Source organism: Rhizobium aureum, from assembly GCF_030182495.1.
In the GTDB taxonomy this organism is placed as follows: Bacteria; Pseudomonadota; Alphaproteobacteria; order Rhizobiales; family Rhizobiaceae; genus Rhizobium; species Rhizobium tropici_C.
The window spans coordinates 94627-115198 of the sequence record NZ_JAQJCI010000006.1 but is presented as its reverse complement, the minus strand read 5'-3'; the positions used below and the strand labels follow the sequence as shown (position 1 = coordinate 115198).

At 60.3% G+C, this 20572-nt stretch carries 15 protein-coding genes; 3 read left to right on the top strand and 12 right to left on the bottom strand.

Features of this window, described 5'->3' with window-relative positions; translation table 11 throughout:
- Nucleotides 1-23 precede the first annotated feature (23 nt).
- From PH552_RS16710 to PH552_RS16685, 6 genes are all read right to left on the bottom strand, one after another.
- A complete protein-coding gene (locus tag PH552_RS16710) occupies nucleotides 24-1199 on the bottom strand; it encodes an ABC transporter permease (RefSeq protein ID WP_112342427.1) in 1176 nt (391 codons plus the stop codon).
- Nucleotides 1196-2194, bottom strand: a complete 999-nt coding sequence (locus PH552_RS16705) for an ABC transporter permease (RefSeq protein ID WP_112342428.1) — start codon at nucleotides 2192-2194, stop codon at nucleotides 1196-1198. Before PH552_RS16705 ends, PH552_RS16710 begins: the two co-directional genes overlap by 4 nt.
- On the bottom strand, nucleotides 2187-4109 hold the full coding sequence (locus tag PH552_RS16700; RefSeq protein ID WP_112342429.1) for an ABC transporter substrate-binding protein: 1923 nt from the start codon (nucleotides 4107-4109) through the stop codon (nucleotides 2187-2189). Before PH552_RS16700 ends, PH552_RS16705 begins: the two co-directional genes overlap by 8 nt.
- Nucleotides 4103-6013 carry an ABC transporter ATP-binding protein gene (locus PH552_RS16695; protein WP_112342430.1) on the bottom strand — a complete coding sequence of 637 codons (1911 nt, stop codon included), beginning with the start codon at nucleotides 6011-6013 and terminating at the stop codon, nucleotides 4103-4105. The genes PH552_RS16700 and PH552_RS16695 overlap by 7 nt, the downstream gene beginning before the upstream one ends.
- Before the next feature lie 160 nt (nucleotides 6014-6173).
- The gene (locus PH552_RS16690) at nucleotides 6174-7511 is read right to left on the bottom strand and encodes an adenylate/guanylate cyclase domain-containing protein (protein ID WP_112342431.1); all 1338 of its coding nucleotides are present in this window, start codon (nucleotides 7509-7511) and stop codon (nucleotides 6174-6176) included.
- Between the two features lie 350 nt (nucleotides 7512-7861).
- Nucleotides 7862-9037 carry a DUF3095 domain-containing protein gene (locus PH552_RS16685; RefSeq protein ID WP_112342432.1) on the bottom strand — a complete coding sequence of 392 codons (1176 nt, stop codon included), beginning with the start codon at nucleotides 9035-9037 and terminating at the stop codon, nucleotides 7862-7864.
- A gap of 145 nt (nucleotides 9038-9182) precedes the next feature.
- Between PH552_RS16685 and PH552_RS16680 the strand changes: the two genes are divergently transcribed.
- On the top strand, nucleotides 9183-9662 hold the full coding sequence (locus tag PH552_RS16680; protein WP_112342433.1) for a class I SAM-dependent methyltransferase: 480 nt from the start codon (nucleotides 9183-9185) through the stop codon (nucleotides 9660-9662).
- A gap of 2 nt (nucleotides 9663-9664) precedes the next feature.
- On the opposite strand, the gene PH552_RS16675 is transcribed toward PH552_RS16680, so the two are convergent.
- Both PH552_RS16675 and PH552_RS16670 read right to left on the bottom strand, forming a co-directional pair.
- Nucleotides 9665-10543: an FkbM family methyltransferase gene (locus tag PH552_RS16675; protein WP_113249765.1), complete on the bottom strand. Its 879-nt coding sequence runs from the start codon at nucleotides 10541-10543 to the stop codon at nucleotides 9665-9667.
- An 80-nt stretch (nucleotides 10544-10623) separates the two neighbouring features.
- Nucleotides 10624-12348: an adenylate/guanylate cyclase domain-containing protein gene (locus PH552_RS16670; RefSeq protein ID WP_113249766.1), complete on the bottom strand. Its 1725-nt coding sequence runs from the start codon at nucleotides 12346-12348 to the stop codon at nucleotides 10624-10626.
- Between the two features lie 304 nt (nucleotides 12349-12652).
- On the opposite strand from PH552_RS16670, the gene PH552_RS16665 reads away from it, so the two are divergent.
- Nucleotides 12653-13750, top strand: a complete 1098-nt coding sequence (locus PH552_RS16665; protein WP_112342435.1) for a glycosyltransferase family 4 protein — start codon at nucleotides 12653-12655, stop codon at nucleotides 13748-13750.
- Nucleotides 13740-14486, top strand: coding sequence for a polysaccharide deacetylase family protein (locus tag PH552_RS16660; protein ID WP_113249745.1), 747 nt, complete (start codon nucleotides 13740-13742; stop codon nucleotides 14484-14486). The genes PH552_RS16665 and PH552_RS16660 overlap by 11 nt, the downstream gene beginning before the upstream one ends.
- 140 nt (nucleotides 14487-14626) lie before the next feature.
- Here PH552_RS16660 and PH552_RS16655 read toward each other — a convergent pair whose 3' ends face one another.
- From PH552_RS16655 to PH552_RS16640, 4 genes are all read right to left on the bottom strand, one after another.
- The gene (locus tag PH552_RS16655) at nucleotides 14627-15457 is read right to left on the bottom strand and encodes an MBL fold metallo-hydrolase (protein ID WP_112342437.1); all 831 of its coding nucleotides are present in this window, start codon (nucleotides 15455-15457) and stop codon (nucleotides 14627-14629) included.
- Between the two features lie 302 nt (nucleotides 15458-15759).
- On the bottom strand, nucleotides 15760-16287 hold the full coding sequence (locus tag PH552_RS16650) for a winged helix DNA-binding protein (protein WP_112342508.1): 528 nt from the start codon (nucleotides 16285-16287) through the stop codon (nucleotides 15760-15762).
- 84 nt (nucleotides 16288-16371) lie between these two features.
- Nucleotides 16372-19998, bottom strand: coding sequence for a hydantoinase B/oxoprolinase family protein (locus tag PH552_RS16645; protein ID WP_112342509.1), 3627 nt, complete (start codon nucleotides 19996-19998; stop codon nucleotides 16372-16374).
- A 133-nt stretch (nucleotides 19999-20131) separates the two neighbouring features.
- A complete protein-coding gene (locus PH552_RS16640; RefSeq protein WP_112342438.1) occupies nucleotides 20132-20524 on the bottom strand; it encodes a GFA family protein in 393 nt (130 codons plus the stop codon).
- Nucleotides 20525-20572 lie beyond the last annotated feature (48 nt).

Below are 20572 nucleotides of genomic sequence, written 5' to 3'. Positions count from 1 at the left end.
TCCTGTCTTCGCCATTCACCCTGCTATTTGTAGGGATCGGCGGCATCACGCAACCCGTCTCCTAAAAAGTTGAACGCCAGAATAACCAATATCACCGGGATCATCGGAAAAAGAAGCCATGGATAGAAGGCGATCACGCTGACGTTCTTGGCCTCGGTCAACAGGATGCCCCAACTCGTGATCGGCGGACGAAGGCCCAATCCAAGGAAACTTAGGGCAGTTTCGCCGAGAATCATGCTCGGCACCGAAATTGTTGCGGTAGCGATCAGGTGCGACATGAAGCCGGGGACGAGGTGACGGCCGATGATGCGGGGCGTGCTTGCTCCCATCAGTTGCGCGGCAAGCACGTAGTCCTCCTCGCGCAAGGATAAAAGCTTGGAGCGTACGGCGCGCGCAAGGCCTGTCCAATCCAGGATGCCGAGGATGATGGTGATGCCGAAGTAGACGATGATCGGGCTCCAGCTTACCGGCATGATCGCCGCAAGCGCCATCCACAAGGGCAGGCTCGGCAGCGACTGCAGCACCTCGATCACGCGCTGCACGAGAAGATCGAAAAGGCCGCCATGATAGCCGGCAAGCCCGCCGATGACGATGCCGAGCAGAAAACTGATTGAAATGCCGATCAACCCGATCGTCAGGGATATGCGCGCGCCATAGATGATGCGCGACAGCACGTCACGTCCCAGCCTGTCGGTGCCGAGCAGATACATCTGGCCGCCGACGGCCGGGCAAACCAGATGAAGGTTCGAGTCCACCAGCCCCCAGAAGCGATAGGCGTCCCCGCGACAAAGGAAACGGATCGGCTGCACATCGGAGGGGTTATCCGTGTAGATCCGGCGCAGCGAGTCGATATCGAGCGTCATCTTGCGGCCATAGACGAACGGCCCGACGAAATTGCCCTTGTCGAACAGGTGGATCATCTGCGGCGGCGAATGGATATAGTCGACATTGCGGGTGTGCAGCCCGTAGGGCGCCAGGAATTCCGCAATCACGATCATGCCATAGGCCAGCAGAAGGAAGATGCCGGATGCAAGCGCAAGCTTGTGGCGCTTGAATTTCCACCACATCAGCTTCTTTTGCGACGCCATGTAATAGCGTTGCTGGCCTGCGGACGTGGCTTCGAACTGATCTGGATCGAAATTCGCGTTCGAGACATAGTGCTCTAGAGGAGCACCGGGCTTTGGCAGGGATACGCTCACTTTGTGCTCCTGCCTTGCAAGCGGATGCGGGGATCGAGAAAGCCAAGGGCGATATCCGAGATCAGCACGCCGATGACGTTGAGAAAGGCCAGGAACATCAGGAAAGAGCCGGCGAGATACATGTCCTGGCTCTGCAAGGCCCGGATCAGCATCGGGCCGGTCGTCTCCAGAGACAGCACGATGGCGGTGATCTCGGCACCGGAAATGATCGCCGGCAGGATCGACCCGATATCGGCGACGAAGAAATTCAACGCCATGCGCAATGGATATTTCACCAGCACCCTCAACGGATGCAGCCCCTTGGCGCGCGCTGTGACGACATATTGCTTCTGCATCTCGTCGAGCAGATTGGCGCGTAGGCGGCGGATCATGCCCGCCGTTCCGGCCGTGCCGACGATGATGACCGGAATCCACAGGTGCGACAGGATCGAGCGCGCTTTTTCCCAGCTCATCGGCTGCGAGAGATATTTTTGATCCATCAAATGGCCGATCGATACGCCGAACCAGACATTGGCGAAATACATCAGGATCAGCGCCAGCATGAAGTTCGGAATGGCGATACCGAGCAGCCCGAGGAAGGTCAGCCCGTAGTCGCCCCAGCTGTATTGATGGGTGGCGGAATAAATACCGATCGGGAAGGCGATCAACCAGGTCAGAAGGATCGTCGTCATCGACACGAGGATGGTCAGCCAGAGCCGATCGCCGACCACTTCCGAAACCGGCAGCTGATACTCGAAGGAATAGCCGAAATCGCCATGCAGCATACCTCCGGCCCAGTGCAGATATTGAAGCGGCAAGGGCTTGTCGAGCCCATATTCGTGGCGAAGATTCTCCATATCCTGAAGATTCGCGGTATCACCCTGGGCGCGCAATTCCGCGATCTGGCTATCGAAGAAGTCGCCGGGCGGCAGCTGGATGATCGTAAAGACCAGCATCGAGATGACGATCAGGGTCGGAAGCATCACCGCAACGCGCCAGAGAATATATCTAAGCATTCGGACGATCCTCCTTCATCCAGAAGGTATCCGGCATGTAGACGCCGAGCAGACAGGTCGGATCGAAGCCGTAGAGCGCCTTTTCCGGCACATTCTGCATGCGCGCCGAATGCACGATCGGCTGGAAAGTGCCGTTGACCAGACCGATGGAGAAAACCTGGTCCGTATAGATCTTCAGCATCTTGTGCCAGACCTCGGCCCGCTCGAAGGAGGAGGCAGCCTCTTCCCATTCGCCCAGCAGCTTGATCAGCTCGGTTGCCTCCGGCACGTCCGGCGCCACGCCTTGTGTCTGGCGCGATAGATAGTACATGCCCCAAAGCGGCCACTGCATCTGGTCATTGGTCGTCGGTGCCAATTCGCCCGGATTCATGTCGGCCGTCGCCACCCCATTGTCGAGGCCGTACCACAGCGACATCAGAATGCGGCCGCCCATGGCGCGGCTGCGGAAAATATCGCGTTGCGATACGCGGGTGAAAAGTGCAATGCCGACCTTGCGCCAATGATCGGTAACCAATTCCAACACGTCCGTGTCAAGCGTGCTTTCGCCCGGTGTCTCAACGGTGATTTCCATTCGCCGGCCGTCCGGCAGCAAGCGGACCCCGTCTTCATCCCGCTTGTCAAGGCCGGCGGCGTCCAGAAGAGCATTGGCCTGATCCGGATCATGCGCGATCCAGGCAGAGGCATATTCGGGTTTGAAAAGCGGGCTGTCAGGCAACACAGTGTTGGCGCTCGCTGTTCCGAGACCGTAGAAGACCGCCATGTTGATCTCGTGACGATCGATCGCAAGCGACAGCGCTCTGCGGACCCGAACATCGCGCAAGAGGTCGCGCCAGACGGCGTCGGCGCTGTTGAGATTGGGGTACAGGGCGACACGCGATCCACGCGCTGCCTTCCAAAGATCGACCTTAATCTTGCTCGGATTGCGCTTCTCGGCCTCTTTCAGGAAAGTATAGTCGTTGAAGTCTATGCCGGTTGCCTGAAGATCGCTTTCTCCTGCCCCGGTCTTGGCCGGAATGATCGACGACGAACTGATGTCCAGGATCATGCGATCGATATAGGGCAGTTGCCGGCCGTTCTCGTCGACGCGATGGAAATAGGGGTTGCGCTCGAACACGAACTGCTCCGCCGGCGGCGCCGTCGTATTCTTCCACGGGTCGAGCACCGGCAGATTGGGGTTTTCCGGGCGGTACGAGCGGCCCATCTTGATATGCAGATCCTGCCATTTCTTCGCTCTGTTTTCCTGCATCAGCGATGAAAGACGAATCTTGTCCTGGTATTTCTTGTGGAACTGCTTGAGATAGTGGGCCGGCCCGGCAATGACGAGCGGCTGCGGAGCGGCAAGGATCGGCAGGAAATTCGGATTGGGATCATCCCAGGTGTAGCGCACCGTGAGCTCGTCGAGCATCTCGAAATTCGGCAGGCTTCCGTGCGGGCGCAATTCGAGCGCGCCACCGCCGGGTGTCAACTCCTTGTTGAGAATGACATCCTCCCACCAGTAACGGAAGTCGTTGGCGGTGAACGGATGCCCATCGGACCATCTATGCCCTTCACGCAGCTTGAAGGTGAAGACCGTGTCGTTGACGGCGGAAAAGGATTCCAGAATATCCGGCTGAAGCGTCAGCGTGCGATCGTAACCCACGAGGCGCGCATAGCCGTAGATCGTCATGAGACGGATATCGTTCTGGCTGCCGATGATCGTACGGACGGAGCCACCGTAGCGGCCGGGCGTGCGCCCCATGGCGGCGACATTGACGACGCGCGGAAATTTCGGCAGCCGCTTCGCAAGATGCGGCATCTGGCCGGCTCGCAGCCAATCGGCGAGATAGTCCGGCTCGTTGTCGACCTCCGCCGCAGCAAGAGGCGGCGGCAATATGGTGGAAGCCAGCAGGCCGAGAAAGCTTCGCCGCGTTACCATTTGCGCAGCTCCTGGGCTTCGACGCCCCGGCGGGCGCGAACGAAATGGCCGCCGCCCAGATCAGCATAGGCAAGGTCTCCGTCCGCGCTTTCCGAGAATTGCGGCCCCCATTTCTGTTTGGCGGCCGGTCCCTCGCTGTTCAGAGCGGAGAAATCCAGAGGCCGGTCGAGATCGGGGAACGGGACGGCGGCAAGCAACGAGCGCGTATAGGGATGAACGGGATCGCGAAGGATGATTTCGCGCGGCGCGATTTCGACGATGCGCCCCCGCGCCATGACGGCGATCCTGTCCGCCATGTAATCGACCACGGCGAGATTGTGCGAGATGAACAGGTAGGTCAGGCCGAGTTCCTTTTGCAAGTCCTTGAGGAGGTTCAGGATTTGCGCCTGAACGGACACATCGAGTGCCGAGACCGGCTCATCCAGGATGAGAAGCTTCGGCCCAAGTGCCAGGGCGCGCGCAATGCCGATGCGCTGGCGCTGGCCGCCGGAAAAGCTGTGCGGGTAACGGCTGAGAAAATGCTTGTCGAGGCCGATCGCCTGCATCAGCGCCTCGACCTTCTCCTTGCGTTCGGCACTATCGCCATGCCCATGGATTTCCAGGGGCTCGCTCAGAATATTGCGGATCGTCATGCGCGGAGAAAGCGACGAAACCGGATCCTGGAAGACCATCTGTATCTTCGTGCGCAGATCCATCAACTCGTCGCCCTTGACGGACAGCACGTCGATCTTGCCGCTGCCGTCGTCGAAGCTGACGGAACCGCTGTCGGCCGTGATGCCGCGCATGAGGATCTTGCTCACTGTCGTCTTGCCGCAGCCGCTTTCGCCGACCAAGCCGAGACATTCGCCGCGGCGGATATCGAAGCTGACATTATCGACGGCACGGAACTTCGTGCCGTCCCGCCTGCCGAACAGGCCGCCGGCCTTCGATGTATAGGTCTTGGTCAGGTTGCTTACGCTGAGCAGGACATCGGGTGCCGTGCCGGTGGCGGGCGCGCCGTTGCCGATCAGCTTCTTCTTGCCGGAAAAGGTGCCGAGATTGACGGGGACATCCCGAAGGGACTTCAGCCGTTCGCCCGGCTTCATGTCGAAATGCGGCACCGCCGACATCAGGGCCTTCAAATAGCGATGCTGCGGCTGGCGGAAGATCGTTTCGACCGGCCCGGCCTCCATGATTTCGCCGTGATAGATAACGACGACCTCGTCGGCCATATTCGCCACGACACCGAGATCATGGGTGATCAGGAGCATCGCCATGTTGAAGGTTTGCTGGAGGTTGCGCAGCAGACCGAGAATTTGCGCCTGGATGGTGACGTCAAGCGCGGTGGTCGGTTCATCGGCAATCAGCAGCGCCGGATTGCAGATCAGCGCCATGGCGATCATCGCACGCTGGCGCATGCCGCCGGAGAGCTGGAAAGGATACATGTCGAAAGTATGTTGGGGATCCTGAAAGCCGACGAGGCTCAGCATTTCCTCAGTCTTCTCGCGCTGCTCCGCCCTGCTGGTGTCGGGGCTGTGAATACGGAGCACTTCGCTGATCTGGTTGCCCACCGTATGCAACGGCGACAGCGACGTCATCGGCTCCTGGAAAATCTTGGCCATGCGCGCGCCACGCAGCCTGCGCATAGCGGCGCCATCACGCGGCAGTTGGAGAAGATCGGTGGTCTCGCCGTCGAGTGGGTCGGTAAAAAGGATCCGCCCCGTCGCGGTTGCCGGCGTCGGCAGGATGCCCATGATCGACTGGCTGATAATGGATTTGCCGGAACCGGACTCGCCGACAAGGGCCGTGACCTTGCCGGGAAGCACCCTCAAACCGGCGTTTTTGACGACACGCAGATTGTCCCCGTAAAGGGAAAACGAGACGTCGAGGTTCTCAATACGCAGTAGATCAGTCCCTGACGCCATACATATTACTTCCCGCTCACATGACCTTTGTGGCCTTAGGCGGCACACTAACGTAGGGCATAACGGGTGTCTAGCTGGTCAAGGCGGTGCAAAGACTGTAAAAAATCTGTCGTCTTTCCAGTGATATATCGGCCTATGCTGAACCAGGCTGCGGCAGAGGTCACTGGGTCAGGTTTTCGACTTGAACACGGCCTTCGAACTTCTTGGCATCCCTGTGCAGGAGGATAACCTGCTCGGCTTCGGAGAGCCCGTCCGCCGCCGCGTCGTGGAAAACCTCCACCGTACCATTGGCAATGGAGGCTGCCATCGGAGAGACCACTGTAAAGCGCTGGCGCACGCCGCGCAGCTTTTCTTCCCCGAGTGTTCCCCACTCGCAGTCGGTGTAGCCGGAAAAGGCCTGGCTCGCGACAACCTCCGTTCCATATTTCTTGGTCAGGGACTGCAGCCGCTCCACCTCGTTGACGGCGGCGCCGAAGGCCGAGAACGTCAACCGATCCTTCAATCCGACATTGCCGAACATGACGTTGCCGACGTGCAGGCCTATTCCGTAACGCACCTCGCTCAAATTGCGCGCCTGGCGATCCTTGTTGAGGGCAGCAACGCGGCGCTGCGCCTCGAAAACGGCCGATAGCGCCGCTTCGCAAGCCACCTTGGACGGATCCTTGTGGCGGCCGCAGGGATAGACCGCCAGGAATCCATCGCCGAGAAAGCTCATGATTTCGCCCCCATTGCGGTTGAAGGGGGCCGCGATCGCGTCGAAGAACTCGTTCAGCGTATCGATATAGGCCTGCCGCCCTTCCTTTTCGGCATAGACGGTGGATTGCCGCATATCACCCATGACCAGCGCCGCGCGGATCGTCTCGCCGTCGCCGCGGCGGATCTGCCCGTTCAGCACGCGCTTGCCGGCGTCGCCGCCGAGATAAGTGGTCAACATGTTGTTGGCGAGCTTACCTAGAACCGCCATCTTGGCCGCCATGGCGAGATGGTTCTGCATGCGCATCAGCGCTCCGATCATCTCCTCGCTGAAGCCGCCGATGCTGTCGGTTGACCAGGAACCCATCATGCCCTGGACAGAACCCGCTCCAAAGGTCTGCACGAAGGCCATATAGTCGGTCACCTTCTCCTTGCGCAGGTCCTCGAAAATCGGAAACTCCACGGCTCCATCCACATCGATCCGACGACGCAAATGCAGGAGATTATTGGAGAGAAGATAGTAATAGGGGCTCTGCATGAAGCGTTCCGGCCGATCGTTAACATGGCGATAGCCTTCGATCGTCAGGCCGCCCGCCCGCCGCCAGGTAAATCCGAGAGCATCATAAAGCGGATGCAGCATAGAAAAGGTCAGATGCACGCGAACGAGCGGCATCCCCGTCGCCGCCATGCGCTCGCAGAAGCCCCGCACGATGGTCTCCAGGTTTTCGCCGGTCAGCGCCGCCTGCGTCAGCCATTCCGCTACTTTATCGAGAAGAATATCGGAAACACTCGAATGAATAGTCATTATCCCCGCGGTCCATATTGCAATGCCTGATGTTTCGTCCCGGCCATGGAATGCCGCCGTCTCCGCAACCCCCTGCCTATCGGCTTGAGGTCGGACAAAATCACCATGCGACAGCGTCGATGCTTTCCTTCGTCAGGTCATGTCGACGCCAGAAATCCGGCTGCATTTCTCCCGCACCCCCGCATATGAAATGCAGCAAAAGACGATCGCCGCAACCGGCGACTCTCGTTTTGTTCTCTTTGAGATAAGGCGCATATGACGCTGAAACAATGGCAAAAACGAAGCGGATCGATAAAATCGCGACCGCGGCCCGAGGCTGCCAGTCGCGTCACCGCTCCATCGCGTGAAAATCACTCGCCCGCGGCAAGCGCCGGCGGCCTCTTTTCCCGCAAGGCCATTGCCGCCATTGCATATCCGCCGCTCGCACCGTCGATGAAATGCATATGGTCTCGCATAAGCGGTGTCGGCACGAAGCATGTCATCAGGGCGCTGTCCTGCCGGTGCAGTCCAAAGCGGCAGACACCTGCGGCCTCCGCCTGCTGCAGACGCGCCTCGATGCGCTTGAGATGCGCAGCATCGACGTCGATCGTCATTTTCAGTCCATCGTCGAATTTGCGAAAATCGGAATTTGCTGCAAGGTCCCGCCGATAGATCTTGGCATCGAAGGTCGCGGCCCTGATGCCGAACCTGTCGAGAATCCAGACGAGGACGATCTGCGCATCGATGGCCAGCTTTCGCCACCAGCGATCGGTGGGAGCGGCCACGGCGCGCGCTTCGATATCCGCGCCGTCGAAGCTCAATGCCGGCGTCGGGCCTTCGACCGGCACCGGATGACCGTCGCGGTTCTGCTCGGCGGAGATGGCAATGATATCGGCGACCAGCCGTTGAAACCTAGCGTCGTTGCCGGCATCGCCCGGAATGGCGATGATGGAGACAATCTCGCCGTTATGTGCCTTGATCGGGTTCCAACGACAGGAAAGGCCGGTCAGATCCGGCTCTACCTTTGTCGGCGGCGCCTCGACGATGAATCGTCCTGCCTTCATCTGCCGTTCCGCCCAGCTCGTCCCGCCGCCGGAAAACATGGCATAGGAAACGTGGTTGCTCGGGCTGAAGCGGGCGACCCGCACGTCCAGGCCCTCGCCGCGGATCACCGTCATCGGCACCAGGGCCGTGCGCAGGTCGAGCTGCAATTCCTCCATCACCCAGGCCCGGACGGCCGCCAGCGCACGGCGTACCCGCTCCTCTCCCGACGGAGGGATCGCCACCAAAGCGCCGTCCCCGCCGAAGGCAAAGGGATAATCACCTCTCTCCAACGCGTTGAGCACGGCGGAAATCACGCTGGCGCCCGCCATGTTGACTGATTTGTAGTGGCCGGCGGCGATTGCCTTCGTCGAGCTGACGATATCGGCGATCGCAATCAACCAGTCGTCCGGCAGCGGCTGATAATTGGCGCTGTCGGTCACGCCCTCGAAACGGGTGAAGCCCGTGAGTTTATGGAAGAAATCATCTTTCGGTGGTTCGACCATGATATTTCCCCCTTCAGTGAGCACCGCGACGATCTATCCCTACAGCAAAAGCGCCGAAAAACCAGCGGGCGGTCGACGCCGCGATGCGGGCCGTGCTACTCCGGTCGGGAGAGAGGCACAAGACGCCAAGGATATTTGAAATACGATGAGCCGCCTGGATAGTTTCATTCGCCGCCTGAGTGCGCAGCGCGACATCCTCAACGCCGTTGCCGAGGAGGTCAGAACGCTTGACGGACCCGTGCTGGAACTGGGGCTCGGCAATGGCCGCACCTTCGACCATCTGCGCGAACTTTTCCCCGATCGCCGCATCATCGCATTCGATCGGGCGGCCAATGCCTACGGCCCGTCCATGCCGTCGGCCGACAATCTCATCCTCGGTGAAATCAAGGACACGGCCAGGGGCTTCGTCGGCGCGAAGGCCTCGCTTGCCCATGCCGATATCGGCACCGGCTACGAGGACAAGGATGCGGTGACGCTGACCTGGTTGCCCGGGATCATGGCCGGCGTGCTCGTTTCAGGCGGGATTGCCGTCAGCGGCCTTCCCCTCGATCATCCGGATCTTCAGGCGCTTCCCCTGCCCGCTGCCGTCAAGCAAGGGCGCTATTTCATCTATCGGCGTCGCTAATTTCAGCGTAGAAACAGCACATCGAACTGCTCGCCTTCGCTGGGCAGTTCGACGACTTTCATCGTCTGCTCGCCGTCTTCGAAAAATGCAAGGCATTCGCCGTAGTGCCTGGCGAGATCGGCAATGAAAGCCTTGGCCTGATCCTTGCCGTAGAAGGCGGGGGTAAATTCCATGTAGAGCGGCACCTTGCGTGCCATCAGTGCCTGCATCGACCGGCAAGCAACGGGCTCATAGCCTTCGATATCCATCCAGATCAGGCCGATATCGGCGGGATCGATGCCGGCCTGCTGCAGAATATCGCCAACGGGCAGGACGGGAACCGAGATTTTCTCGTCGGTTGCGCTTTGGCGCAACGCGCTGCTTTTGCCGTGATTCTTGTGATTGAGATAGAAATCGAGCTGCCCCCCGCGATCGCCGGCGGCGCAATTGACCGCCGTTACCATCTCCTGCAGGCCGTTATCGGCGACGTTGATCGCCAGCAGCCGGAAATTGCGCGGATCCGGCTCGACGCTGACAATGCGGTCATAGGCGCCACTGAGGGCAAAATAGCAGGTTTGCGTACCGATATTGCCGCCGAGCTCCAGAAGAACAGAGCCTTTGCGTAGCAGACCGCGCTCGCGCAGCACGCTCAGCAGCCGGGCGACATGATCGCGCTCGAAATGCCCTTTGCGAAACACCTTACGGCCGATGTAATCGGCCGGTGAGAAGCTCAGGACATGGTCGCCGCAGTCCACCGTCATCGTCTTGACGCGCGGACCGAGCGCGCTGACGAGAATGTCCCGACCCAGGCGCGTGTCGAACAGGCGAGTGGCGATCGCATCCCGCTTCCTGCGAAGGGCGCGGCGCCAGTATTTTCTTGTAAGCAGCTTGCGGTCGAACATGGCGAGCATCCCTACACCAGGGCCGTTGCGTTGCAAACGGAGAAGATCGGCTGATACGCCGCCGGTGCCCTGTCGGCACATCAGGCAAAGCGGCCGCTCGTTTCCTTCGAAACGATATAGACCCGCAAAGGCTCGCCGCGACCGCGCACGGCAATCTCGCGGCTTTCGATGCCCTCCATATCGACCTCCGAGAGCCGGGCCACCGGCTCGGAAAAGACGAGCGCGCTGTTGAATTCCTTGGCGGCGCTTTCCAGGCGGCTGGCGACATTGACCGTGTCGCCGATCGCCGTCACGTTCTTGACGCTGCCATATCCCATCGAGCCGACCACGGCCGAGCCGCTGTGAAGGCCGATGGCGATTTCAAGCGGAGCGGCCAGTTCGTCGGCCAGTTCCGCGCTGAGCTTGTCGATCTCCCGTATGATCGCGGCCGCGGCCTTCAAGGCCTGCCGGTTTGCCTCCTTCGGCGTGGTACGCAGGCCGAAGAGCGCCATCGCGCCATCGCCGATGAACTTGTCCATACGGCCGCCATTCTCCTCGATGATGCGGCCGACGATGGCGAAATAGCGGTTGAGCAGGAAGACGATGTCGAAGGGAAGCCGCGATTCCGTCAGCGCGGTGAAATGGCGCAGATCGCAGAAGAAGACGACGATCTCGCGCTCGCGGCCTGGGCTGGCGGTCTGGCTATAAACCGGGATCGTCGCCTCGGCCATCGGCGTCAGGAGCGGGAGGACGCTGACATTGCCGGTCGGGCGCAGCTGGCAGGCAAGCCTGACATCCGGCGTAGCGCCGATCCGGTTCAACGTCTTCTGCTCCAGCGGCTCCGGCGGCGGCAGGTTTTCCTGCCCCTCAATGATCTGGACACGGCACGTGGAGCACTGGCCCTTGCCGCCGCAAACCGAATAATGCGGTATGCCGCCAAGGCGGCTTGCCTCGAGTACGCTGAAGCCGCGTGGCGCATGCACGACCTCCCCGCCCGCATAGCGGATGGCGATCTGATATTGCCGCTCACGCAGTCTGCGATGCGCGCGGAAACCGAAGAGAGCGACGATCGACAGGCTGAATGCCCCATAGAACCCGGCGCGGTAGGGCCATAGAGTTTCGACCATCTGACTGCCCGGCACCGACCCCGTCTCGCCATAGCTTCGCATGTCGCTATAGTAGCCGCCGGGATAGCCGCGCTCGTCCTCCTGAGCGACCTCATGTGCCACCGTCTTGCCCATTGCGGCAAAGCCAAGCAAGGCGAGAATCGGCAGAACGATGGCAAGCGACAGCATGACGGGCGCGATTGCCATGTACCAGGCACGATAGCGCAGCCAGAAATGAACGCCGATGCAGCCATGAAGCCAGACGATCAGAAGCACGAGCGACTGACGCACGCCGTTGACCGGCGATGTTATCCAGAGGGTGCGCACGATCGCGCTGTAGGTGTCGTGATAGCCATAAACCTCATGCACGATGCGAGTGCCGACGATGTGATCGATCAGAAGCACCGGCACCAGCAGGCCCGTAACGATCTGGAAGGCCTCGCCGGCAGGCATGACAAGCGTGCGGCGCCTGTAAAGCATCTTAAGCACGAGCAGAATGTGGACGATCAGGGCGCCATAAAGAAGCACGGTTCCAACCGGATTGCGCCAAACCAACATGAACCAATGTTGCGCATGTTCGGCCACGCCGAGCGAAATCAGCCCGAGGGCATGATTGGCCAGATGCATGATCACGAAGGCGAATACGATCAAACCGGAGCCAAGGCGCAGCTTTCGCACGAGGCGGTCGGACATGATTGGCTTTCTTGCCTCGATGGTCATCAAACCCAATGTATATTGCCCGTTCACAACAGGTGGGAAAACGGCTATCGCCTATTCATCTACGGTACCGCGCGTCATATATGACGCGCAAAGATCGCCGTAGCACTTTTAATCTGCTGCATAATTTTATCCTCAAATCGATTCCGATTTAAGGAATTATGCAGTAGCCGCAACCCCGCATACTGTCGAGGATGCGGCTTTTTGAAGCAGGGATCTTATTGTCACGCAACCGGTCGGAATTCGGGCAACTTTCTCACGATTCAGGCTCATACCATCACTTAATCGTCAACCACGTGCCGGCAGCATGAAGATCGCCTTTTACGCCCCCTTGAAATCTCCCGGCCACCCGGTCCCTTCCGGCGATCGGCTGATGGCTCGCCAGATCATCGCGGCGCTGGAAATGGCAGGGCATCGGGTCGACGTCGCTTCCGAATTGCGAAGCTTCACGCCGACGCCGGAGGCCGGTCCACGCGTGGAAATCGCACGGCAGGCGGAAGGCGAAGTGGATCGCCTGCTCGAGCGCTGGCAGGATGAGACGCCGCCCGACCTGTGGTTCACTTACCATCCCTATTACAAGACCCCCGATCTTATCGGCCCACCGATCGCGAGAGGGCTCGGCATTCCCTATGTCACGGCGGAGGCATCCTATTCCCGCCGCCATGACGAAAACGGCTGGGTTGAAAACCAGCGCCTCATTGCCGATGCAGTAAGGCTTGCCGCCGTCAATCTGTGCTTTACCGAAAGGGACCGGCTCGGCCTTGAGGATGCGATTCCGGAGGGCCGCTACGAGCGTTTCCTGCCCTTCATCGATGCCGCCCCCTTCGCGGGCTCGTCCTCCGATCCGCGACGGCTGATCACCGTGGCGATGCTGCGCAAGGGCGACAAGTTCGACAGCTACACCATACTGGCCAAAGCGCTCGATCTCATCCGCGATCAGGACTGGATCCTGACGGTCATCGGCGATGGGCCGATGCGGACCGAGGTGAGATCACTGTTTTCGACTTTCGACGAGAGACGGATAGAGTGGCGCGGAGAACGCTCCACGACGGAGATCGCAGAGGAGCTTGCGAGCTCCGGTCTTTATGTCTGGCCTGGTTGCAATGAGGCTTATGGCCTTGCCTATCTTGAGGCACAGGCGGCCGGCCTTCCGGTGATCGCGCAGGCGACGGCTGGCGTGCCGGAGGTGGTGATGGCGGGAAAAACCGGATTGCTGACGCCGGAGGGCGATCTGAAGGCCTATGCCGATGCAATTTCGCAGCTCCTCGGCGATCAGCAGCAGCGACGGGCCATGGCGGACGCCGCCTACGGCTTCGTCCATCAGGAGCGTTCCTTGAGCGCCGCATCGAAACGGCTCGAAACCATCCTTCGAAACTATCTGGGAGATAGCCATTATGAACGATAGAGCCGAGTGGCAGCCCTTGCGCGAGGAGTTGCGGCGCTGGGGCGCGGCCGGGCGAAAGGCGAAGCTATGGTTCCGCGACGACGACGCCATCGAGCCGACCCCTGCCCTCGACCGGCTTCTATCGCTTTCCAATCGGTTCGACGTGCCGATGGCACTCGCGATCATTCCGGCGCCGACAGGCGAAGCTCTGGCCGAACGGCTGGCGGCCGAAAGCCGCATCACGGCGACGGTGCATGGCTGGACACATCGGAACTATGCTCCTGATGACACCAAGAAGCAGGAGCTCGGCCTGCACCGGCCTAAGGCTATCGTGCTCGATGAGCTTCATCGCGGCTTCGACAAGCTGCAAGCCCTTTATCCCACGCAGTTTTGCCCTTTGCTGGTGCCGCCATGGAACCGGATCGACGATGGACTGCTCCCGCATCTCGAACCGTTCGGCTACCGTGCCGTCTCGGTTTTCGGGCTGGCCAAGCAGGCACCCATCGGCCTGGTCAACACGCATATCGACATCATGCGATGGCACGGCGTGCGCGGAGGACTGCCGCATGCTGACATGATCGGACGCCTGGTGGAGGAGCTTCAGAACCGCTTCGACGGCAATGACGAACCGATCGGCGTGATGACCCACCATCTCGTCCACGACGATCTTGCCTGGGATTTCGTTGAGGCGTTGTTTGCGGAAACGGCCGGCCATGCCGCCATCGAATGGCGGCCGGTCGGCAATTTCATCAACTAAAGCATGCCCGCGCGAAAGTGTGCAGCGGTTTTGCGACGATGACATGCGCAAAACCAAACACCTAAAGCGCGAGAAGCGAATCTGAAAGATCGCGACACGCTTTAGCGCAATTCCAGCATGCTCCGCTGCCGCGGCAGGCTTCAGAGCTGCAGCGACTGCCCGTCAAAGGCGACGAATGCGCCGGGGAAGCTCTGCTGCGCATCGCGTTGCATGTCGTCCAGCTCGCGGTCGGTGCGGCCGGGAGCATGGTGAAACAGGGCCAGCCGCTTGGCGCCGGCCTTCTTGGCGAGCTTGATGCCCTCTTGCCAGGTGGAATGGCCGAAGCCCAGATATTTGGGCATCTCGGCTTCGAGATAGGTCGCGTCATATATCACGATATCGGCATCGGCCATCAGGGCCAGCGCGGCTTCATCGAGCTTGCCGGCTGTATGCTCGGTATCGTAGACCAAGGCGATGACCCGGCCCGACCATTCGATGCGATAGCCGATGCAGCCGCCCGGATGGTTCAGCCTGGCGGTGTGCATCACGATGCCGGGATGCGGCTTCAGCGTATCACCAGCGGCGAAATCACGAAAACTCATCTCGGCGCGACAGATATCGGGTTCGACGGGGAACCATGGCGGCCGCATGAACTGGCCGATCAGCTGCCGGGTCGTCGTCTTGCCGGCAAGATGGCCGGACCAGAGATCGACGCTGACCCTCGGATCATAGATGGCATTGAAGAAGGGCAGGCCGATAATGTGGTCATAGTGAGAATGGGTGAAGAAGAGATCGATGTCGCGAACCCCTTCCTTGGCCAGATACGCCGCCGCTTCGCGCAACCCCGTCCCGGCGTCGAATAAGATATGCCTGCCGTCATGCCGTAACTCAATGCACGACGTATTGCCGCCGTACCGCTCAAATTCCGGTCCCGATACAGGGATGCTTCCCCGCACGCCCCAAAATTTCAGCTCAAAACTATCGTTGTTCATGGAAGTTTTTACACCATTCCCCTTTCGGTCAAAAAAAGCACACTTTTGCTATCGTGCGAAGCCAGCAATTTCCAAAAGTCGTGCGGTGGTAAAAACTGGATCTCATATCGTTCGATCGATACCGATCGTTGGACGAACATCCGCCAACGGATCGCACAGACCTAATATAGGTATGGCGCAACAGAATAGATAAGGGGCCGGGGTTGACGCTCCGGTTCGGGGTCGGCACGAGATCGTGATCTTGACGGAAAGAGGCCTTAAAGCGACCAAGAATTGCGGCGGTCGCCTGCTTTCCTCGCTGCTTACAGGGTCGCTGCCGACCGTGCGGCCTGTTCGTAATAGCCGGACAATGCCCTGAGATGCGAAGCAATGTCGGACAGGCCATCCTGCGACAGGCCGGAGACCTTGGTCGCCTCCACCAGCAGGCGCTCGCGAATTTCCGTATAGCGCTGCAATGCGTCCAGGCCCTTGTCGGTGACGCGGATCGTCTTTTCCTTGCCGGCCTTGCCGCTTTTGACGAGGCCTGCCGCCTCCAGTTTCTTGATGGCGTAATTGGCGACATGCGTGTCCTCGATATCGAGGACGAGACAGAGATCGGCGAGCGTTTTCGGCCGGTCGCGATGCCGCACGGAATGAATGATCAGGATCTCGACCGGCGAAAGGCCGGGCACGCCGGCCGCCGCCATGCAGCGCACCAGCCATCGATTGAAGGCATGGGAAAAGAGGATCGACCCGTATTCCAGCTCCGATAAGGCCGGCGAGCTGCCGCCGGCCAGATGGGCCGACGAGACTATCAATTCGCGTCGCTTACTCTTTTCCTCGGACGTCACCTGAAAACTCCTTCGAACCGGATCAAGGCCCCGCAGATTCGACGAGCCGAGCGGTCGGTTGCCGCTCGACACGGCATCATATTGCTATTCATCCCGCTTTCCGTAACCGCCGCCGGTGGGAGTGACGACCGTAAAGGCTTCGCCAGCTTCGAGGACGGTATGGGCCGAGCCGATCAGTTCCTCGATCTTGCCGTCGTTGCGACGGACATAATTGCGGCCAGTCTGTCCGGCTTCGCCGCCCTTGATGCCAAAGGGTGCCACGCGCCTGTGGCCCGACAGGATGGCGAATTCCAGCTTTTCACGCGTGCGGATGGTGCGCTGCGTGCCGTTGCCGGAGTTCCACTTGCCGCGCCCGCCCGAATTCGGACGAATGTGGAAATTCTCCAGCACGACCGGGAACCGCGTCTCGAGGATTTCGGGATCCGTCAGGCGCGAGTTGGTCATATGCGTGTGCACCGCATCGGCGCCATTGAAGCCAGGTCCTGCCGGCGCTCCGGAGCAGATCGTCTCATAATATTGATAGGCGTCGTTGCCGAAGGTCAGATTGTTCATCGTGCCTTGGGCTGCGGCAAGCGCCTCGACCGCGCCGAACAGGCAGTTGGTCACGGCCTGGCTGACCTCGACATTGCCGGCAACAACGGCAGCTGGATATTTCGGCGTCAGCATCGTGCCTTCGGGAATGATGATGCGGATCGGCCGGAGGCAGCCGGCATTCATCGGAATATCGGCTTCGACGAGGACACGGAAGACATAGAGCACGGCGGCACGGGTGACCGGCTGCGGCGCGTTGAAATTGTCCGGGCGCTGCGCCGACGTGCCGGTGAAATCGACCGTCGCCTCGCGCTTGTCCTTGTCGATCGAGATCTTGACGACGATCTTGCAGCCCTGATCCATCTCGTAAGTGAATTCGCCATCCGACAGACGATCGAGAACACGGCGCACGCTTTCCGCCGCATTGTCCTGAACGTGGCCCATATAGGCATCCACTACGTCTTCACCGAAGAGCGCGATCATCTTCTTCAGCTCGGCGACGCCCTTTTCATTGGCGGCGACCTGGGCCTTGAGATCGTTGATGTTCTGCGCCAGCGTGCGCACGGGATAGCGGGCGCCCGTCAAAAGCTTGGTAAGCTCCGCTTCACAGAAGCGGCCGCGATCGAGCAGCTTGAAATTGTCGATATAGACGCCCTCTTCCTCGATATGGGTGGCAAGTGGCGACATCGATCCCGGCGAAATGCCGCCGATATCGGCATGATGGCCGCGGCTGGCGACCCAGAAGCGGATCTTCTGACCGGCATCATCAAAGACCGGCGTACAGACCGTGAGGTCAGGCAGATGCGTGCCGCCATTATAGGGCGCATTGATGAGGAAGACGTCGCCCGGATGGATGACGGCGTTTTCGCGGATCGCGGTTGCGACCGACGCATCCATCGAGCCCAGATGAACCGGCATATGCGGCGCATTGGCGACCAGATTGCCTTCCGCATCGAAGACGGCGCAGGAGAAATCCAACCGTTCCTTGATGTTGACCGAATAGGCCGTGTTCTGCAGCGTCATGCCCATCTGCTCGGCGATCGACATGAAGAGATTGTTGAATATCTCCAGCATGACGGGATCGGCCTTGGTGCCGATGGCATTGCGCTCGGGCAGCGCCTTGATGCGCGTGAGGACGATATGATCCCTCGTGGTCAGCTGCGCCTGCCAGCCGTCCTCGATGACGATCGTCTGGTTCGGCTCGATGATGATGGCCGGACCGGTCACGGTCTGGCCGGGCTTGATCGCCTGACGCAGGACGACGGCCGCATCGTGACTTGCTCCGTTGGAGTAGAAGGAGGTGCGCCTCACAGCCTCGGCTTCACCTTCGGCTCTCGTCTCCAGCTCGACTGTGATATCGGCAGCAGCGCCGCCGATCGTTTCGATCTCGACGGCCTCCACGACCAGAGGCTTGTCTTCGGCAACGAAGCCGAAGCGGCGCTTGTGCAGCGCCTCGAATTGGCTGCGCAGCCGCGCGGAAGTGTCGATTTCCGGAAAGGTCGTCTCGACCGCCAGCAGGGTATCGGTGCCGGCATAGCGGATATGGGCGCGCCGGATCGTCTTGATCTCGGCCGTTGCGACACCTTGGGCTTCCAATTCGGGCACGCATTCGCCGCGCAGTTCGCTGCCAAGCGCTGCGATGGCGGCAGGTGCGGCATCATCGAGGGAAACGCCGAGTGCCTTCTGGCGCGTTGCGCGGATATCGGCAAGGCCCATGCCATAGGCGGAGAGAAGGCCGGACATCGGATGCAGAAGGATGCTCTTCATCCCCAGCGCATCGGCCACCAGACAGGCATGCTGGCCACCGGCACCGCCGAAGCAGTTGAGCGCATAGCGCGTGACGTCATAGCCGCGCTGCACCGAGATTTTCTTGATCGCCTCGACCATATTGGCAACCGCGATGCGGATAAAGCCGTCGGCAACGTCTTCCGGGCTTCGCCCATCGCCGATTTCGGCTGCAAGAGATGCGAACTTGGTCCGCACCGTCTCGACATCGAGCGGCTGATCCTGGCTGGGTCCGAAGATGGACGGGAAGAATTCCGGCAGCAGCTTGCCGGCCATGACGTTGGCGTCGGTGACGGCCAGCGGGCCGCCATTGCGATAGCAGGCCGGACCTGGAAAGGCACCGGCCGAATCCGGGCCGACACGGAAGCGATCACCATCGAAATGCAGGATCGAGCCACCGCCGGCAGCGACGGTGTGGATCAGCATCATCGGCGCGCGGACGCGGACACCGGCCACTTCCGTTTCAAAGGCACGCTCATATTCGCCATCGAAATGCGCAACATCCGTCGAGGTGCCGCCCATGTCGAAGCCGATGACATTGGCAAAACCCGCCTGCTCACCTGTCTTCGCAAGGCCGACCACACCGCCAGCCGGACCCGAGAGGATCGCGTCCTTGCCCTGGAACATATCGGCGGCCGTCAATCCGCCCGACGACATCATGAACATGACGCGTGCGCCGGTGCGCTCGACATCGAGCTCATCGCAGACCTGGCGGATATAGCGGCCGAGCACCGGCGAGAGATAGGCGTCGATAACAGCCGTATCGCCGCGGCCGACGAGCTTGACCAGCGGCGAGACTTCGTGGCTGACGGAGACCTGCTCGAAGCCGATCGACCTTGCGATCCTCGCGACCGCAGCCTCATGCGCCGGGAATTTATAGGCATGCATGAAGACGATGGCGACGGAGCGATAACCCTTGGCAAGAAGGTCGCGCAGCGCCGCCTCAGTCGCCTTTTCGTCCAGGGCCAGTTCGACAGTGCCATCGGCAAGCACCCGCTCCTCGATCTCGACGACATCTTCGTAAAGCGCTTCCGGCTTGACGATCTCGGTCGCGAAGATCTTCTTGCGCTCCTGATAGCCGATGCGCAGCGCGTCGCGAAATCCCTTCGTCGTCACCAACGCAAGGCGTTCGCCCTTGCGCTCCAGCAGCGCATTGGTGGCGACCGTCGTGCCCATGCGGACCTCACCGATCGCACCTTCGGGAACCGGCTCGCCCTTGCCAAGACCGAGATGGAGACGAATGCCATGAACGGCGGCATCACGATAAGCCTCGGGATTTTCCGAGAGGATCTTGCGGGCGTGGAGAGCACCGGACGGATCGCGCCCGACCACGTCGGTAAAGGTACCGCCGCGATCGATCCAGAAATCCCAACGACCCGAAATATTCTCCGACAAACCCGCCTCCAGCAGAACGATGCCAATAACGATGATAATATATCGATAAATCGTCAACGTTTTGTCGTCAACACGAATCGATAGTCATCGCCCTGACAATTTTTGTCATCATAACGCTTGCGGCGAGCCCGACCTAATCCTCGAAGCGGCTCGTTGCCTCGCGATCGTGATCATATCGCCTCGCGAGCGGAAACGGCGGCAGCCAGGATTCGCGGCGAACGGTCCAGAGTTCGTAGGTCGGCTTCAACTGATCGGAAGCATCGAGAGACCCGAGGTTCACTTCGATTTCGTCCGCGCTTCGCGAGAAAACAGACGAGCCGCAGTGAGGGCAGAAAAAGCGGCCGGCGTAGTCGCGTGTTTCGCCTTCGATCTTGACCGCATCCTCGGGAAAAATCGCGGAGGCATGGAAAAGCGCGCCGTGATGCTTGCGGCAGTCGAGACAATGACAAATGCCGACCCGATAGGGTCGCCCCGACGCAACGATCCGTACCTTGCCACACAGGCAGCCACCGGTAAATCGGTCCATCTTGCACCTCCTGAAAAAAAGCAGGCGGACTGTCTACGACAAACGGAA

What these genes read in the sequence shown, in the direction of transcription:
- PH552_RS16705 (WP_112342428.1), bottom strand. Translation starts at nt 2,194, where the DNA reads ATGCTTAGATATATTCTCTGGCGCGTTGCGGTGATGCTTCCGACCCTG.
- PH552_RS16700 (WP_112342429.1), bottom strand. Translation starts at nt 4,109, where the DNA reads ATGGTAACGCGGCGAAGCTTTCTCGGCCTGCTGGCTTCCACCATATTG.
- PH552_RS16695 (WP_112342430.1), bottom strand. Translation starts at nt 6,013, where the DNA reads ATGGCGTCAGGGACTGATCTACTGCGTATTGAGAACCTCGACGTCTCG.
- PH552_RS16690 (WP_112342431.1), bottom strand. Translation starts at nt 7,511, where the DNA reads ATGACTATTCATTCGAGTGTTTCCGATATTCTTCTCGATAAAGTAGCG.
- PH552_RS16685 (WP_112342432.1), bottom strand. Translation starts at nt 9,037, where the DNA reads ATGGTCGAACCACCGAAAGATGATTTCTTCCATAAACTCACGGGCTTC.
- PH552_RS16680 (WP_112342433.1), top strand. Translation starts at nt 9,183, where the DNA reads ATGAGCCGCCTGGATAGTTTCATTCGCCGCCTGAGTGCGCAGCGCGAC.
- PH552_RS16675 (WP_113249765.1), bottom strand. Translation starts at nt 10,543, where the DNA reads ATGTTCGACCGCAAGCTGCTTACAAGAAAATACTGGCGCCGCGCCCTT.
- PH552_RS16670 (WP_113249766.1), bottom strand. Translation starts at nt 12,348, where the DNA reads ATGACCATCGAGGCAAGAAAGCCAATCATGTCCGACCGCCTCGTGCGA.
- PH552_RS16665 (WP_112342435.1), top strand. Translation starts at nt 12,653, where the DNA reads ATGAAGATCGCCTTTTACGCCCCCTTGAAATCTCCCGGCCACCCGGTC.
- PH552_RS16660 (WP_113249745.1), top strand. Translation starts at nt 13,740, where the DNA reads ATGAACGATAGAGCCGAGTGGCAGCCCTTGCGCGAGGAGTTGCGGCGC.
- PH552_RS16655 (WP_112342437.1), bottom strand. Translation starts at nt 15,457, where the DNA reads ATGAACAACGATAGTTTTGAGCTGAAATTTTGGGGCGTGCGGGGAAGC.
- PH552_RS16640 (WP_112342438.1), bottom strand. Translation starts at nt 20,524, where the DNA reads ATGGACCGATTTACCGGTGGCTGCCTGTGTGGCAAGGTACGGATCGTT.